Source organism: Hymenobacter seoulensis, from assembly GCF_054780535.1.
Genome location: NZ_BAAGWD010000002.1, coordinates 651,790 through 666,550, shown reverse-complemented (window position 1 = coordinate 666,550; position 14,761 = coordinate 651,790). Strand labels below are relative to the sequence as shown.

Below are 14,761 nucleotides of genomic sequence, written 5' to 3'. Positions count from 1 at the left end.
GAATTCAGTAGCTTCGGACGACTCAGAGTGCCTAGCGCCTCAGAATCGTCCTGTATTTCCCGGCAATCCGGCAACATTTACGCGCAACCGGCCGGCCGACTCGTATCTTTGCCGCCTAGCCACCCGTTTTGGCCCTTAGTACATGCAGATTCCTATTATCAATACTTCCCGGCATCCGCTGCCCGCTTACCAGACTGCCCACGCCGCCGGAATGGATGTGCGGGCCAACCTCGAGGCGCCCGTTACGTTGAAGCCCTTGCAACGCGCCCTGGTACCTACGGGCCTGTTTCTGGAAATTCCGGTTGGCTACGAAATGCAGGTTCGGCCCCGCAGCGGGTTGGCCTTCAAGCACGGTATTGGCCTAGTAAATAGCCCCGGCACCATCGATGCAGATTACCGTGGCGAGCTGAAAGTGCTGCTCGTGAATCTGTCCGACCAGGAGTTCGTAGTACAGGATGGCGAGCGGATTGCCCAGTTGGTTGTTGCCCGCCATGAAACCGTACAGTGGCAGCCCGTGGAAACGCTCAGCGAAACTGAGCGTGGCCAGGGCGGCTACGGCAGCACCGGAGTTCATTAGTACGGCTGCGCGCAGTGGGTCCCTGAAAGGGTTTGCCTCTCATCCAGACCTAGTAAACGCACGGCTTTTTCTACCCTTTCCAATTCAACAGTACACCCTTACTAGTCCACATCTATGAAAATCATCGTCCCGATGGCTGGCATGGGGAAGCGCATGCGCCCCCACACCCTTACCGTTCCTAAGCCTCTTATTCCTATTGCTGGCAAACCCATTGTGCAACGGCTGGTGGAGGATATTGCCAAAGTGTGCGGCGAACAGGTAGAAGAAGTGGCCTTCATCATCGGGCGCTTTGGGGCGGAGGTAGAGAAAAGCCTGGTACAAATTGCCGAATCAGTAGGCGCCAAAGGCACTATCCATTACCAGGACGAGCCCCTGGGCACCGCCCATGCTATTCTGTGCGCTAAGTCGGCCCTCGATGGACCCGTGGTAGTAGCTTTTGCCGACACGCTGTTCAAAGCTGATTTCATCCTCGACTCCTCAGCTGAAGGCACCATTTGGGTGCAGCGCGTAGATGACCCCAAGCCCTTCGGCGTAGTGAAGCTGGATGAGCAGGGCCAGATTACGGATTTCGTGGAGAAACCCCAGGAGTTTGTTTCTGACCTGGCTATCATCGGCATCTACTACTTCAAGGATGGCGAATACCTGAAAAACGAGCTGCAATACCTGCTCGACAACGATATCAAGGACAAAGGCGAGTACCAGCTCACTAATGCCCTCGAGAACATGAAGAACAAAGGCACCACCTTCGTGCCCGGCCGCGTAACTGAGTGGCTCGACTGCGGCAACAAAGACGCTACCGTCTTCACCAACCAGCGCTACCTGGAGTATTTGCAGGAGCGCGGCGAGGAGTTGGTATCTAAATCGGCTACCATCACCAACTCTGTACTAATTCCGCCAGTGTATATTGGGGAGGGCGTTATCATCACCGATTCGGTGGTGGGTCCGCACGTTTCGCTAGGCAACCATACCAACGTACGCGCGTCAGTCGTTTCAAACTCTATCGTGCAGCAGTCGGCCTCGGTACTGAACTCCAGCCTGACCAACTCTATGGTTGGCAACCACGCTACCGTAGCCGGCACCCCCCACGACCTGAGCCTAGGTGATTATAACACGCTGCGCGTGTGATAATTTTGCGTCTCCTGGCGTTTCAGTAGCGCGGGCCTTTTTCAGGTCTGGTTTGTTGGGGGTTAGGTTTCCTCTTGTCCAAAACGCGGCTGCAAGGCTTGCGCTACTGTTATTCATGAGTCGATTTGGCATCTTTTCGGTACTTCTGCTCGGCCTGTTTCTGGCCGGGCCGACGTACGCCCAAAAAACAGCTAGCCCTTCTCCCAAACAGGAGAAACCCCGCAAGCTGACGCGCAAAGAGCGCAAAGAACTGGCGCGCCGAGCCGCGTTGGCTACGGCGGCCCAGCAAAAACCAACCCTGTCGGAAAAGGAGCGCGAAATGAGCGAGTCCTTCTTTGTCGACGGGGTTCGGTATTTAATGCTGGAAGATTATAACAAGGCACTGGAGCGCCTGCTCAAGGCGTATGCCCTGAACCCAACCAATGCCGCCGTCAACTACAAAATAGCCGAAACCAACCTGCTAAGCGGCAACCTGCAAGATGCTACCAACTTCGGGCAGATTGCCGTGAAGCTGGACCCTAAAAACGCCTACTACCATCTGCTGCTCGCTCAGATTTACACGTCGCAGAAGCAGTACGACCAGGCCGCGCAGGTGTACAATACGCTTATCAAAGAGGTGCCTAACTCAGGTTACTACCTCTTTAATCTGGCTGATCTGTACATCGCTCAGGGCAAGCTGAATGAGGCGCTAGCCACCTTTGATCAGGCGGAAAAGCAGTTTGGCCAGCTCGATGAGGTGTCATTCAAAAAGCAGCAGATTTATCTGAAGCAAAACAACCTCGACAAGGCGCTGCGGGAAGGTGAGTCGCTGATTACAGCTAACCCCGACCAGGTGCGCTACGTGTTGGCCCAGGCGCAACTGTACGCTACCAACAACCGCTTCCCCGATGCCATCCGGTCGGCGGAGTTAGCCCTGAAGCAGGACCCCGATAACCCCCGGGCCCGCATGATTCTGGCCGATGTGTACCGGTTGCAGAACAATCCACAGGAATCAGAAAAGCAGATTAAGCTGGCGTTTGCCAGCCCCCTGCTGGATATTGATGACAAAGTGCGGATTCTGGTCGACTACATCCGGCAGCTTCCTAACCCAGCCCTTAACCAGACCGCGCAGGATCTGGCCGCCATTACTACCCGTGTACATCCGCGCGAAGCCAAGGCCTTTTCCATTGCCGGCGACATCCAGACCGTAACGGGAAACCGGGCAGCGGCCCGCGCTAACTATCAGAAAGCCATTAAGCTTGATAACTCCCGGTATCAGATCTGGCAGCAGGTAGTGCTCATTGATGCCGAGCTAAATCAGGTTGATTCGTTGCTGTTGCACACGGAGCAGGCCCTGGAGCTTTTCCCAAACCAGGCCTCGTTGTGGTTTTACAATGGCGTGGGGCAACAGCTGAAAAAGCAGCCTACCAAAGCCCTGAAAGCCCTGGAGTACGGCCGTAAACTCGCCACCGACAACCCCGAATTACTAGCCCAGTTCGACACGCAACTCGGCGACGTATATCACGAGCTGAAAGATTATCCTAAGTCGGATGCGGCGTATGAAGCGGCGCTGGTATTTGATGCCAACAATGCGCAGGCCCTGAACAACTACAGCTACTACCTCTCACTGCGGGGCGAAAAGCTGGACAAGGCCAAAGAAATGTCGGGCAAGCTGGTGAAGCAAAACCCCGACAACGACACGTACCTCGATACCTACGCTTGGGTACTGTACCGGATGAAAGACTACTCCGGTGCCCGGCAGCAGTTAGAGAAAGCGCTCAAAACCTCCAAAGACGCCACCGTTATCGAGCACTATGGCGACGTGCTGTTCCAACTTGGCGAGCAAGACAAAGCGCTAGCGGAATGGCAACGCGCTAAAAAAACTGGCGGCGCTTCCCCGCTTATTGATCGAAAGATTAAAGACAAGAAACTGTATGAGTAACCGCCTCGTGCTGGTGCTGTTGAGCGCCGTATTGCTGCTAGGCAGCTGTAACCGCAAACTGCTCACTGGCCGATCTGCCACTACCCGCACCAAAACGCCCGAAATGGTGAAGGCCACCAACGTGGACTTTCGCTACCTGAAAGCCAAGGGCAAAGTAGCCATTGACTTTCCGGGGCTTCAGCAAACGGCCAACCTAAACGTGCGCGTGCGCCGCGACAGTGTTATCTGGCTTTCCGCTTCTCTCGGCATCGAGGGCTTCCGGGCCTACATTACCCGCGACTCAGTGAAGGTGCTGTTTCCGTTGCAACGCGAGTATTATGCCGGCGACTATGCCTACCTGAGTCGCCTGCTGAACGTACCCGTAACGTTTGAGCGCGTTCAGGCCTTGCTTCTCGGCGACTACCTTCCTGCTAGCCCGGGCAGCGAAGTAACGCCGCAAGTTGCCACAGAAGGCGACATGCAGAATGTAACGTATGAGCAGAGCGGCTTACTGGTAAAGCAGCTTATTGATGTGGCTAAAGCCCGGGTCCAGCAGCTTTCAGTGCTAGAGCAGTCCTCGCAAAACAGCATCACGGTTGATTACTCTGACTTTCAGCCCCTGACGCCCAACATGCAGCTTTTCGCGCACGCTATGCTGCTGAACCTGAAGCAAGCGAAAAGCACGGCTCCGGCCACGGCCTCTGTGAGCTTCCGAAACATCGACTTAGATAAAGAAAGACTAGCTTTCCCGTTCTCGGTACCCAAAGGCTATGTTCGGAAAAAGTAAGCGCTGGCTGTGGCTGGTGATTGGCATGCTGCTATGGCTTGGCAGCAGTAGCTCCGTATGGGCGCAGCGTGCTAGCTCAGGCCGGCAGAAAACGAAGGCCCAACTGGAGCGCGAGCGGCGCCTGACTCTTAAGCGGATTCAGGAAACCAGCCGCATTCTGGAGCAAACCCAACAGCAGAAACAGGCCTCCGTGGGGCAGTTGAACGCTCTAAAAGAAAAGCTCACGTCGCAGCAGGGCATCATCAAGAACATCAGCAACGAGTTGCGTTACCTTGAAACTGATGTACGCCAGACCGAAAACCAAGTGCAGCGCACGCGCCAGAGCCTGGAGCAGCTGAAAGCCGAATATGCTCGCCTGATTTACACGGGTTCCAAAACGGCAAACGGCTATAACCGGGTCATGTTCCTGTTTGCCTCGGAATCATTTAACCAGTTTATGCTGCGTCTGCGCTATATCCGGCAGTACACGGAAGTGCGCAAGGCTCAGGCCGCCCAAATCACCCAGGCCCAGCAGCGCCTTAACTCCCAGCTGACGGGCCTCAAGGAAAAGCAGGAAGAGAAGGGCTCGTTGCTTTCATCGCAGCTTTCGGAAAAGAAAAACCTGTTAACCCTAAAAAGCCAGCAAGACCAGGTAGTAACCAAGCTCACCCAGCAGGAAGAAACCCTACGCAAGGAACTGGCCGCGCGCCAGCAGGCCGTAAGCCGATTGGACAACCTGATTGCCCAACGTGTGCGCGAAGAAATTGCCCGCGCGGCTCGTATTGCGGCGGCCAAGCGGGCAGCAGCGGCCAAAGCGGCCGCGGCCCGGGCGGCCGCCGGCACCGCTCCCACTCGCAGCCCTAGCGCTACCTCCCGGGCCAACGCCGAAACGGAAGCCGCCGAGGCCGCCGCTGAACGCGTAGACCGGGTAACACTGACACCCGAATCTGCCGAGCTGGCCGCTTCCTTCCGCGACAACCGTGGCCGCCTGCCCTGGCCCGTTGGGCGCGGCTTCATTAGCCAGCACTTTGGGCGCCACAACCATCCGGTGCTAAAGAATGTGGTAGTAGAAAACCGGGGGGTTGATATCCAGACGAACTCCGGTGAACCAGTGCGCGCCGTATTCAGTGGCAAGGTATTGACCGTAGCCAGCGTGCCCGGCATGAACACTATTGTGATGGTGCAGCACGGCGACTACTTTACCGTGTACGCCAAGCTGCGCAATGTGAGCGTAAGCGAGGGCCAGACCATCAGTGCCCGCCAGACCATTGGAACGGTTTCTACGGACGCGGAAGGCACCTCGGAAGTGCAGTTTCAGGTGTGGCACAACAGCTCCAACCTCAATCCTGAAAACTGGCTGGGCCAAAAGTAATTAGCACAAAAAAACACCGCACAAAGTGCGGTGTCTTTCTAAGCTATGAAAACAAACTTAGCTATCAGAATCCCTCCCCTGGTATAACACCCGCCCTAGGGCAGTAGTCACTTCCAGGGTAATCCCCGATAACATGACGAAAGATAACGTAGATAGTATTATACATGCTAGCTATTTCGCTGAACGAACGTAATAACTCGGCGAATTATAAACATTTGAATGCAGCCCCAGCTCAGGAGTTACACCAAGTTCAGACGGCTGAGTAGAGTAGCCTTATAGGAGCTGCCAATGGGCACCGGCAACAGGCTGGTAGCACGCTCCGCGCTCCGGCCAGCTTCCACAATTACCGCATCGTTTTCAATGGCCATTATGCGGTCGAGGCGCACAATGTATTTGCGGTGTACGCGGGCAAAATCCCGAAGGGGCAGCTTGGTTTCCAGCTCCTTCATAGTGCTGTACACGGTGTACCGCTCGCGCGCCGTATAGATGTTCACGTAATCGCCTAGGGCCTCTACGTAGCTGATTTCAACGGCATTTACCCGCACCAGCTTGTGGTCCTGCTTGATAAAAATTTCATTTTGCCCGCTGCTGAGGTAGAGCGATTGGGCGGTGTCGTTGGCCATCTGCAGCAAGCCTTCCATTTTTTGCTTTTCCTCCTCTAGCTGCATGCGTGCCCGGCGTAGCTCTAGGTGCGACACTACCTCCCGGGCCAGTATCAGCAGGGCTTCCCGTTGCGAGTCATCAAGCCGGCGGGGCACTTTATCAATGGCACAGATGGTGCCCAGCGCCTGCCCATCGGGCGTAATGAGGGGTGCTCCGGCATAGAAGCGAATGTCAGGGCTGCCGGTTACTAAGTCGTTATCCCGGAACAAGGGGTCCTGGGTGGCGTCTTCTACCTCGTACACTTTATCCGATAAGATGGCGTGCTGGCAAAAAGCCAATTCCCGTGCCGTGCTGTCTATCCCGGGCAAGCCTACTTTGGCCTTGAACCACTGTCGCTCGGCATCAATTAACGACACCAAAGAAATAGGGGTACCGCAGATATACGCTGCTAGCCGCACTAAGTCGTCAAAGGCAGACTCGGGGGGAGTATCCAGTATCTGATAGTTGCGCAGCGCTTCTAGTCGGGCTGTTTCGTCGGGGTAGCCAACTGCGGACTTGGCAGCTCGTGCGGAACTAGACTGTTTGGTAGGCATTACGAAGAAAACACAAAGGAACGCACACCTAAACAGGCGGCAAAAGGACCATCACCAAAATAGGCTGTAAATTCTTCAAATTACCTAATTGAAACGTTAAACATCCCATTTCGCTCGTTGGACTAGGTGCTTATCTGGCTAAAGCGGTTCATTTACACCTTAGGTCGTACTATTGATCCCACCAGACTTCTGTGAGTTACGTTTACTAAACAGTAACGAGGGTGCTAAGGGAACTGATTTTGAAATTATGCGGTACCTTTACCAATCCCGAAGCACACTAAGCTGCGTATACGTAGCTTTGCCACCTATTAATCTGGCCTTCTGGCCTTCCCCCTATGAACTTTGCCACCCTGCTGTTAGGAATCGGTAACTTCGGAGGCACCGAGCTTCTGCTTATCGGTCTTGCTATTATCCTGTTGTTTGGCGCCAAACGCATTCCGGAGCTGTTCCGGGGCATGGGCCAGGGCATTCGGGAGTTCAAGGATGCTTCCAAGGAAGAGAAGCCTGAGTTCCGCGACCGGCCAGTAAATCCGAACGATCCTACGGCTCCTCGCCTTTAAGTTTTTTCGACGATGAACACGCCCACACTCCTGTTTTTGGGTGACCTTGGTGGTGGTGAGCTGATGCTCATCATGGTGGTCATTCTGATCTTCTTCGGCGCCAACAAGATTCCTGAGCTAGCGCGCGGCCTAGGCAAAGGCATCCGTGAATTCAAAGATGCTTCGCGTGAAATCCGCAGCGAAATCGAGAATTCCGGTCAGCCCCAGCAGCCGTATCAGCAGCAATTCAATCAGCAGCCCTACCAGGCTCCGGTAGCACCCGTTGCCCCGGTAGCTGAAGCCCCGGCTGCCATGCCGGTGGCCCCGCCCATGGACGGTGGTATAACGCCTCCCGTTACGCCTACCCCCGAGGAGCGCCCCCGCCTCGACCAAATGAACTAAACCCTATTCGTCTTGAGACGCTTTACCTCTCTCACGGAAGTTCGCCACGAGCTGACGGCAGGCACCACGACCTGCCGTCAGCTCGTGGAGTATTATCTGGATAACATCCGCCGCAAAGAACACCTCAACGCCTTTCTGGAGGTGTGGCCCGAAGAAGCCTTAGCCCAGGCCGAGGCCGTTGATGCCAAGCTGGCAGCCGGTACGGCCGGCAAGCTCGCGGGTATGGTCATCGGGCTTAAAGATGTGCTGGCCTACGAAGGCCACGCGTTGCAAAGCAGCAGCCGTATTCTGGATGGCTTTAAGTCGTTGTTTACGGGCACGGCAGTGCAGCGCCTCCTCGATGAGGATGCTATTTTGATTGGCCGCCAGAACTGCGACGAATTTGCGATGGGCGCCTCCAACGAGACATCCTATTTCGGGCCGGCCCGCAACGAAATCGACCCGGAGCGTGTGCCCGGCGGTTCGTCGGGTGGCTCGGCGGTGGCGGTGCAGGCCGATATGTGCTTGGCCTCTATCGGCTCCGATACGGGCGGCTCGGTGCGGCAGCCGGCGGCATTTTGCGGGATTGTGGGCTTCAAGCCAACGTATTCGCGCATTTCCCGCTACGGCCTGATTGCTTATGCCTCTTCCTTCGACCAAATTGGTACGCTGACCCGCTCAGTGGAAGATGCTGCGCTGCTGCTGGAAGTGATGGCCGGCCCTGATACGTTCGACAGTACTGTTAGCCAGCGCGAGGTTCCGGCGTATAGTCAGCATCTGGCACCGGCACCGCACTATCGCATCGGCTACATTCAAGATTGCCTGGAGCGCCCCGGTTTGAACCCCGAGATTAAAGAAGCTACCGAGCAAGCCTTGGAGCGGTTCCGCAGTCAAGGGCACCTAGTAGAGCCGGTAGAGTTCCCCTACCTCGACTATATCGTTCCGACCTACTACATCCTCACCACCGCTGAAGCTAGCTCTAACCTGAGCCGCTACGATGGGGTGAAGTTTGGCTACCGCGCCCCCGACGCTACGGATCTGGAGTCGTTGTATAAGAAGACGCGCGCGCAGGGTTTCGGCCCCGAGGTACAGCGCCGGATTCTGCTTGGCACGTTTGTGCTTAGCGCCAGCTACTACGATGCCTACTACACCAAGGCCCAGAAAGTACGCCGGCTCATTAAGGAAAAGACTGACGAGCTGCTGCGGGAGTACGACTTCCTGGTGCTGCCAACTACGCCTACCACGGCCTTCCGTATTGGCGATGTAAACAAGGATACGCTGGCCATGTACCTGGCTGATATTTTCACGGTGCAGGCCTCCTTGGCTGGTGTACCGGCCATTTCAGTACCTGCCGGGCACGACTCGCAGGGCCTGCCAATTGGCTTGCAGATTTTGAGCGGAGCCTTCCGCGAAGAGCATTTACTAGCCTTTGCCGGCTCCGTAACCGAAACCCTAGCGCCCGCTACGGTATAAGATTTCGGCTTTAAAAACGAGTACTCCGAAGCGCCACTTTGGCCCGACAGCCTACCTAGTAGCTGCTGTTACGCCTGCCGAAGTGCTGTTTCGGAGTACTCGTTTTGGCTTCAGGGCTGGCTTTTAACTGAATCAGTGCTATTTTTGGGCACACGCCGGGCTGATGCTCAGCTATTTGAGGTGCTAGCCTTCCTCCTCCAGTTTATATGTAAGATGAAGAAGTCGTTGTTGCGTGCAGTTGTTGTCCTGTTGTTTGCCGCTTCGGTAGCGCGCCCCGCCGCCGCCCAAGTAAGGCCCGAACTTCCCACGGTTCCCGCTGAACAGCCCCTGCTCCCCACCGACTCCTTGCGGGTAAACTTGGAGCTACTTCCTGATTCACTAGTGGCCGTCCCGGCCCAGATTGACTCTGTACGGCTGGCGTGGCTGCGTACGCCTCCAGAGCTGCGCGACCTAGTAGGTGACCGAATTGGCTGCATAGAAGCCGATGTGCCACATGTGTTCAACTCCCATGTAATGGCTTTTGTGCGGCTATTTACGGAGCGGCAGCGCGCGTACACGCAGCGCGTGCTGGAACGCGAAAACCTCTATTTCCCGCTCTTTGAGAAATATCTAGATAAGTACAATCTGCCCACCGATTTGAAGTATTTGGCTGTAGTAGAATCGGCGCTGATTCCGACAGCTAAATCACGTGTGGGTGCTACCGGGCTCTGGCAGTTCATGGGCCCCACCGCCAACGACTTGCGCCTGCGCCGCGACGAATGGGTGGACGAGCGCATGGACCCGGAGAAAGCTACCGAGGCGGCCTGCAAGCATTTGCGCTACCTCTATGGCGTATTTCATGACTGGGAAATGGTACTGGCAGCCTATAACTGGGGTGCTGGCAACATGCAAAAGGTAGTACGGCGCACCGGCAAGAACAACTACTGGGAAGTACACTCCCATCTTCCTGCCGAAACCCGCAATTACGTGCCCACCTTCACGGCCATCATGTACACCATGAAGTATGCCGAGCAGCACCAGTTGCACTCTCCTACCCTCCGCTACCAGTATGCCGAGCCGATGGACACGCTGCAGCTTGGCGGCCGCGCCTTTGATTTGACCCGGTTGGCCCGCGCCTGCGGGTTACCTGATTCCATGGCCATCGTGCGGCTCAACCCCGAAATGCGCAAGCCGTGGCTACCGGCCGGCTACCGGCCCTACGCTGTGAAGCTGCCTGCCGCTGCTCGTCCTTCCTTGGCCGTTGTGGACCGGGAAACCTTGTTTGAATACTGCCGCCCCCTGGCGGAGTTGCCCTCCCCACTGGCTCCGCGCATGGTGGCGCTTACCGGTACTACCCCCTTCCCCAGCCGCAACCTAGTGGCCGATGGTGCCCCTCGCGAAGCATCCGCTCAGTCGCAGCCGCGCTTCCGCCGAGTACGCCACACCGTAAAACGCGGTGAAACGGTGGCATCCGTGGCGAACCGCTACGATGTAAGCCCGGCGCAAGTGCGGCGCTGGAATGGGTTGGGCAAAAGCGCAGCCCTAGCGCCGCGTCGGCAATTAGTGGTGTTTTTACCGCTTCCCGCGCAGCAGCCCAGCGTAAGCCCCCGCACCTCCGACGGTACTCCTATGGCACCGGTGGTTGCGGTAGCTCCCGTTCGCGTGAGTGCTTCCCGGTCGAGTGCTCCTGCCACTGCCCAGGAGGATACGATTCCGGCAGTAGTGGCCCGCCGACCAACATCGCGCACGCAGCCCGCTACCGTTCGCACTAGTCCCCGCCCTGCAGCAGAGGCACCCATAGCTCCTGTAGCAGAAGAGGACTCCACAGCTCCAGCTACCTATGTGGTGCAGCGTGGCGACTTCCTGGAAAAAGTAGCCCGGACCCATGGCGTGACCATTGCTCAGCTCAGGGCCTGGAATAAGCTCAACGGCATTACCCTGACGCCCGGCCAAAAGCTGAATCTTCGCCAGACCACTGAAACTGTAGCTGAGCTGACTGCGGCGACCCGAGAAGTAGCGGCCGCCGCTCAGGCACCCGTGCGCCAGGCGGCCCGCACTACCCCTGCCACGCGCCCAAACCTGCCAGTACCGGAAGTGCACCTCGTGCAACCCGGCGACACGCTCTACAACATCTCGCGGCGCTACCAGGGCCTAACGGTGGAGAAACTTCGAGAGCTGAACAACCTGAAGTCGGATGAAGTGAAGCCCGGGCAAAAGCTGATTGTGCGCAGCTAGTATCTTAACTATTCTTCACGAGGTTTACCAGAGCGAGCACCCTAGGGTGCTCGCTCTTTTTTGCCTCCAACAGAAAAAGTAAAAAAGCCGGGAACTTATTTTTCGATTTTCGGCACGACTGTTGGGTTTACACCTGTACACTTCTACTTCTTATTGTATTACTATGCGCCCCTTTCTACCCGTATTTCTAGCCCTAAGTGCAGTAGTGCTAGGCACCACCGCTTGTCAGAAAGAAGACAACGAGCCAACCCCCGAAGCCCCGGTTATTGCTCAGTACAAGCTCGATCGGATGGTACACTACCCCGCCAGCTTCGAGTCATCGGGGGTAAGCCACTCTCCCTCAGCCATAACCGGCACCGTGAAGCACAGTGGCGGCGGCCTGGAGCTGCGGTTTCGCTCCGGCGACCCATCCGAGGATAACGTTGTTTTCCTACTCGATTACACCAAGCTTACGCCGGGCCGGGTGGGCAAGTACCCGCTGAAATCCGTTGCCGCTACGGATAACCCTGCCCAGGCTACCTACACGCTCACCTACTCCAGCGACCAGAACTCACTTGTGGGCAAAATATACCGGGCCAGCCTTCATAAAACTACCGGCGACTTAACTATCAGCGCTTATGATGCTCGCCGTGGCCTCATTAGTGGCACCTATGCCCTCACCATGAGCGAAGTGCCGGACCCTTACGCTGACCTGACGCCTAACCGGCCTGCTCGCAGCGCTGACATCATGGTGAATGGCGAATTCACGAATGTGCCCGTGCAGTAAGCTACGGCCGTAAGTAGCCATCTGGCCCTAGGCCCTCGCTCGTCCTCAAGCCCCGACTATACAATGGTCGGGGCATTTTTTCTATCCCGGCGGTGGGTAGTACCTTTGCGGCGGTCCGATTTTGCCCCATATTGCTTTCTTGCCTTTTCACAGAAAGCCCACCCGAGCAACACAATGCTGAAAATAAACAAACAGGACGCCCTCGATTACCACTCCCGCACCCCCGCCGGCAAGATTGAGGTAATCCCAACCAAGCCCGTCAGTACCCAACTTGATTTGGCCCTGGCCTACTCGCCAGGCGTAGCCGAACCCTGCAAAGCCATTGCAGCCAACAAGGACGACGTATATAAGTATACCGCCAAAGGCAACCTAGTAGGTGTTATCAGCAACGGTACCGCCGTACTGGGTCTGGGCAACATTGGCCCCGATGCCTCTAAGCCCGTAATGGAAGGCAAAGGCGTATTGTTCAAGAAATTCGCGGGCATCGACTGCTTCGATATTGAAATCGACGCCACGGACCCCGACGAGTTTATCCGCATTGTAAAGTCGCTGGAGCCTACGTTTGGTGGCATCAACCTCGAGGACATCAAAGCTCCGGAGTGTTTCCGCATCGAAACGGACTTGCGGGAGCAGATGAACATTCCGCTTATGCACGACGATCAGCACGGCACGGCCATCATTTCGTCGGCGGCGCTGCTGAACGGTTTGGAGGTAGTGGGCAAGAAGATCGAGGAGATTAACGTAGTGGTAAGCGGCGCGGGTGCTGCAGCCATTTCGTGCCTGCGCCTGTACCTGGAGCTGGGCTTGAAAGTAGAAAACGTAGTGGTGTTTGATAAGGACGGCATCATCACGCCGGCCCGCACCGACCTGGCCGACATGCAGTTGCGCTTTGCCACTACCCGGCCCATCACTACCCTGGCCGAAGCCATGGAAGGCGCCGATGTGTTCCTGGGTCTCTCCGCGGCCAATGTCCTGCCCGCCGAGCTGCTGCTGAAAATGGCGGCCAACCCCATCGTATTTGCACTGGCCAATCCTGATCCGGAAATTGCCTACGAGGTGGCCATGGCTACCCGCCCCGACATCATTATGGCAACGGGCCGCTCCGACCACCCCAATCAAGTAAACAACGTACTCGGCTTCCCCTACATTTTCCGGGGTGCCCTGGATGTGCGGGCCACGGAGATCAACGAAGCCATGAAGCTGGCGGCCGTGAAGGCGCTATCAGACTTGGCTAAGGAGCCCGTGCCGGATATGGTAAACAAGGCCTACGGCGACAATACGCTGGCATTCGGCCGCACCTACCTGATTCCGAAACCTCTCGACCCACGTCTGATTACCACCGTGAGCCCCGCCGTAGCCAAAGCCGCTATGGAAAGTGGCGTAGCCCGGCTTCGGATTGAAGACTGGATGGGGTATGAAGACGATTTGCGCGCCCGCCTGGGGGTAAACCAGAAGCTGATGAACCGCATCACGCAGGCGGCTCGCAGTAACCCCAAGCGTGTAGTATTCGCCGAAGGCGACAACTACAAAATCCTGAAAGCGGCCCAGATTCTGCACGACGAAGGCATTGCCGAGCCCATCTTGCTGGGTAACCGGGAGAAGATTGCACGCATCGCCGCTGAAAACTCCCTGGACCTGGAAGGCTGCCAGATCATCGATATTCTGCAGGATGAGGCCAAGCGCGAAGAGTACGCCCAGAAGCTGTACGAAAAGCGCCAGCGCCGCGGCATCACACTCTACGAAGGCCGCCGCCTGCTGCGTGAGCGAAACTACTTTGGCTCCATGATGGTGGAAACCGGTGAGGCCGACGCCTTCATTACGGGTCTGAGCAAAGACTACGGTAAGTCTATTGTTCCTTCGTTGCAAGTAATTGGCGTGGCCGATGGCGTGAAGCGCGTGGCTTCCATGTACATCATTCAGCACAAGAAAGGCCCGTTCTTCTTTGCCGATACCACCGTAAACATCGACCCCACGGCCGAGGAAATGGTGGGCATTATTGGCCTTACGGCGCAGGCGGTAAAGTTTTTTGACACGGAGCCTCGGGTGGCGGTTATCAGCTACTCTAACTTCGGCTCGAACCCCGGTGACCTGCCCGACAAAGCCCGCCGCGCCACCGTGCTGGCTCAGGAGCGCTACCCCGAGCTAATTGTGGACGGTGAAATGCAGGCCAACACCGCCCTGAACCCGGAGCTGCTACGCGAGCAGTACCCCTTCTCGCCCCTCGCCGACAAAGGCGGCGCCAACACGCTCATTTTCCCGAACGTGATTAGCGGTAACATTGCCTACAAAGTGCTCCAGGAGATTGGGGGCGCGGAGGTAATCGGGCCGGTACTGATGGGCATGCGCAAGCCGGTGCACATCCTGCAGCTAGGTGCTTCCGTGCGTGAAATCGTGAACATGGCCTCCATTGCGGTGGTTGATGCTCAGCATCCGTACGGAAAAGGGCTGTAAG

12 protein-coding genes are annotated in these 14,761 nt (G+C 56.6%); 11 read left to right on the top strand and 1 reads right to left on the bottom strand.

The annotated features are described in order from the left end of the window. Window positions 1–142: 142 nt before the first annotated feature. From dut to ACYVHC_RS10680, 5 genes are all read left to right on the top strand, one after another. Window positions 143–577 (top strand): dUTP diphosphatase, encoded by a 435-nt coding sequence (gene dut, locus ACYVHC_RS10700; RefSeq protein ID WP_460613715.1) that lies wholly within the window; start codon window positions 143–145, stop codon window positions 575–577. Window positions 578–691: 114 nt separating this feature from the next. Continuing rightward, entirely contained in the window at window positions 692–1,702 is a 1,011-nt protein-coding gene (locus tag ACYVHC_RS10695; RefSeq protein WP_460613714.1) for a sugar phosphate nucleotidyltransferase, read from the top strand. Window positions 1,703–1,817: 115 nt separating this feature from the next. Further along, window positions 1,818–3,623 carry a tetratricopeptide repeat protein gene (locus ACYVHC_RS10690; RefSeq protein ID WP_460613713.1) on the top strand — a complete coding sequence of 602 codons (1,806 nt, stop codon included), beginning with the start codon at window positions 1,818–1,820 and terminating at the stop codon, window positions 3,621–3,623. Further along, the gene (locus tag ACYVHC_RS10685) at window positions 3,616–4,389 is read left to right on the top strand and encodes a DUF4292 domain-containing protein (protein WP_460613712.1); all 774 of its coding nucleotides are present in this window, start codon (window positions 3,616–3,618) and stop codon (window positions 4,387–4,389) included. The genes ACYVHC_RS10690 and ACYVHC_RS10685 overlap by 8 nt, the downstream gene beginning before the upstream one ends. Further along, window positions 4,373–5,740: a murein hydrolase activator EnvC family protein gene (locus tag ACYVHC_RS10680; protein ID WP_460613711.1), complete on the top strand. Its 1,368-nt coding sequence runs from the start codon at window positions 4,373–4,375 to the stop codon at window positions 5,738–5,740. Before ACYVHC_RS10685 ends, ACYVHC_RS10680 begins: the two co-directional genes overlap by 17 nt. Window positions 5,741–5,979: 239 nt before the next feature. On the opposite strand, the gene ACYVHC_RS10675 is transcribed toward ACYVHC_RS10680, so the two are convergent. Further along, window positions 5,980–6,936, bottom strand: a complete 957-nt coding sequence (locus ACYVHC_RS10675) for a GAF domain-containing DNA-binding protein (RefSeq protein ID WP_460613710.1) — start codon at window positions 6,934–6,936, stop codon at window positions 5,980–5,982. 335 nt (window positions 6,937–7,271) lie between these two features. On the opposite strand from ACYVHC_RS10675, the gene ACYVHC_RS10670 reads away from it, so the two are divergent. The 6 genes from ACYVHC_RS10670 to ACYVHC_RS10645 all read left to right on the top strand — a co-directional run bounded on the left by ACYVHC_RS10670 (window position 7,272) and on the right by ACYVHC_RS10645 (window position 14,760). Beyond that, window positions 7,272–7,496 (top strand): Sec-independent protein translocase subunit TatA/TatB, encoded by a 225-nt coding sequence (locus ACYVHC_RS10670; RefSeq protein WP_125435627.1) that lies wholly within the window; start codon window positions 7,272–7,274, stop codon window positions 7,494–7,496. Window positions 7,497–7,508: 12 nt separating this feature from the next. Further along, window positions 7,509–7,877, top strand: a complete 369-nt coding sequence (locus ACYVHC_RS10665; RefSeq protein ID WP_460613709.1) for a Sec-independent protein translocase subunit TatA/TatB — start codon at window positions 7,509–7,511, stop codon at window positions 7,875–7,877. Between the two features lie 12 nt (window positions 7,878–7,889). After that, on the top strand, window positions 7,890–9,329 hold the full coding sequence (gene gatA / locus ACYVHC_RS10660) for an amidase (protein WP_460613708.1): 1,440 nt from the start codon (window positions 7,890–7,892) through the stop codon (window positions 9,327–9,329). Window positions 9,330–9,542: 213 nt separating this feature from the next. After that, window positions 9,543–11,543, top strand: coding sequence for a LysM peptidoglycan-binding domain-containing protein (locus ACYVHC_RS10655; RefSeq protein ID WP_460613707.1), 2,001 nt, complete (start codon window positions 9,543–9,545; stop codon window positions 11,541–11,543). A 163-nt stretch (window positions 11,544–11,706) separates the two neighbouring features. After that, the gene (locus ACYVHC_RS10650) at window positions 11,707–12,309 is read left to right on the top strand and encodes a hypothetical protein (protein WP_460613706.1); all 603 of its coding nucleotides are present in this window, start codon (window positions 11,707–11,709) and stop codon (window positions 12,307–12,309) included. 174 nt (window positions 12,310–12,483) lie between these two features. Next, window positions 12,484–14,760, top strand: coding sequence for an NADP-dependent malic enzyme (locus ACYVHC_RS10645; RefSeq protein WP_460613705.1), 2,277 nt, complete (start codon window positions 12,484–12,486; stop codon window positions 14,758–14,760). Window position 14,761: the final 1 nt, after the last annotated feature.

What these genes read in the sequence shown, in the direction of transcription:
- dut (WP_460613715.1), top strand. Translation starts at nt 143, where the DNA reads ATGCAGATTCCTATTATCAATACTTCCCGGCATCCGCTGCCCGCTTAC.
- ACYVHC_RS10695 (WP_460613714.1), top strand. Translation starts at nt 692, where the DNA reads ATGAAAATCATCGTCCCGATGGCTGGCATGGGGAAGCGCATGCGCCCC.
- ACYVHC_RS10690 (WP_460613713.1), top strand. Translation starts at nt 1,818, where the DNA reads ATGAGTCGATTTGGCATCTTTTCGGTACTTCTGCTCGGCCTGTTTCTG.
- ACYVHC_RS10685 (WP_460613712.1), top strand. Translation starts at nt 3,616, where the DNA reads ATGAGTAACCGCCTCGTGCTGGTGCTGTTGAGCGCCGTATTGCTGCTA.
- ACYVHC_RS10680 (WP_460613711.1), top strand. Translation starts at nt 4,373, where the DNA reads ATGTTCGGAAAAAGTAAGCGCTGGCTGTGGCTGGTGATTGGCATGCTG.
- ACYVHC_RS10675 (WP_460613710.1), bottom strand. Translation starts at nt 6,936, where the DNA reads ATGCCTACCAAACAGTCTAGTTCCGCACGAGCTGCCAAGTCCGCAGTT.
- ACYVHC_RS10670 (WP_125435627.1), top strand. Translation starts at nt 7,272, where the DNA reads ATGAACTTTGCCACCCTGCTGTTAGGAATCGGTAACTTCGGAGGCACC.
- ACYVHC_RS10665 (WP_460613709.1), top strand. Translation starts at nt 7,509, where the DNA reads ATGAACACGCCCACACTCCTGTTTTTGGGTGACCTTGGTGGTGGTGAG.
- ACYVHC_RS10655 (WP_460613707.1), top strand. Translation starts at nt 9,543, where the DNA reads ATGAAGAAGTCGTTGTTGCGTGCAGTTGTTGTCCTGTTGTTTGCCGCT.
- ACYVHC_RS10650 (WP_460613706.1), top strand. Translation starts at nt 11,707, where the DNA reads ATGCGCCCCTTTCTACCCGTATTTCTAGCCCTAAGTGCAGTAGTGCTA.
- ACYVHC_RS10645 (WP_460613705.1), top strand. Translation starts at nt 12,484, where the DNA reads ATGCTGAAAATAAACAAACAGGACGCCCTCGATTACCACTCCCGCACC.